Consider the following 900-nt stretch of genomic DNA (forward strand, 5'->3'; position numbering starts at 1 on the left):
TCCGCCGAGAAACCGCCGTTGCCGTCGTTCGGCCCCGCGACGCCCGTCGTCGTATCGACCTTCTCCGGCGGCGCGCCATGCGCGGCGATGTAGTCGGCGAACGGTGCAAACCGCGCGAGCAACGGCGCGGCGAGCGGATCGGCGCGGTCGAGCATGCCGGTCCACAGATACACGCGGATCGCGTTGTACGCGCTCTCCGCATGCGTGTCGCGATCGGGCCCGAAGCCCGTGCCGACGCGATACAGCGCCCAGTCGGGCGAGAAGCCTTTCGGTGCGGTGTCGAGCAGCACGCGACCGGTGCTGGAGACGAGCGCGGCCCAGCGCTTGTCGTCGGGCAGGCGCGCGCCGAGCGCGCGGATCACCTGCGGCGGCGAATAGCTCGGATTCACGCGCCACTGGCCGTCGGCCAGCTTGAACCCCGTCGGCCCGGGCAGCAGCGTGAGGCCCAGGCCGGGCACGGTCGCCGTCTCGGTGTCGAGCACGCGCTTCGCGAGCAGCGCGCCGCGTGCCGTATAGCTGCGCTCGTGCCACAGCCGCCCGGCCTCGACGAGCGCATACGCGATCCACAGGTCGGCGTCCGACGCCGCGTTCGCGTCGAGCACGCGCCACGCGCCGTCGGGCGCACGGCCCCACAGCCACGCCGGCAGATGCGCGCTCAGGTCGCCCTGCGCGAGATTGTTCTCGGTCCATGCGAGGATCGTGTCGAACATGCGCCGGTCGTTCGCGACCAGCGCGAAGAAAAGTCCATACGCCTGCCCCTCCGACACCGTGCGCGAATCGGCCGAGCCGACGTCGATCACGCGGCCGTCGGCCGAGATGAAATCGCGCTTGAACGCATCCCAGCGCGGCCACGCCGCGCCGCATCCCGCGTCGGCCGCGCCGGCCCCAGCGGTTCCCGCG

At 72.3% G+C, this 900-nt stretch carries 1 protein-coding gene; it reads right to left on the reverse strand.

Going from position 1 to position 900, the window contains the following annotated elements; all coding sequences use genetic code 11:
- Nucleotides 1–900 (reverse strand): cellulose synthase complex periplasmic endoglucanase BcsZ (bcsZ, locus tag G3O06_RS48450; RefSeq protein WP_205820484.1); only part of this gene is annotated, 900 nt, incomplete at both ends.

This window comes from Burkholderia sp. Ac-20345 (assembly GCF_017104825.1).
Taxonomy (GTDB): domain Bacteria; phylum Pseudomonadota; class Gammaproteobacteria; order Burkholderiales; family Burkholderiaceae; genus Burkholderia; species Burkholderia lata_B.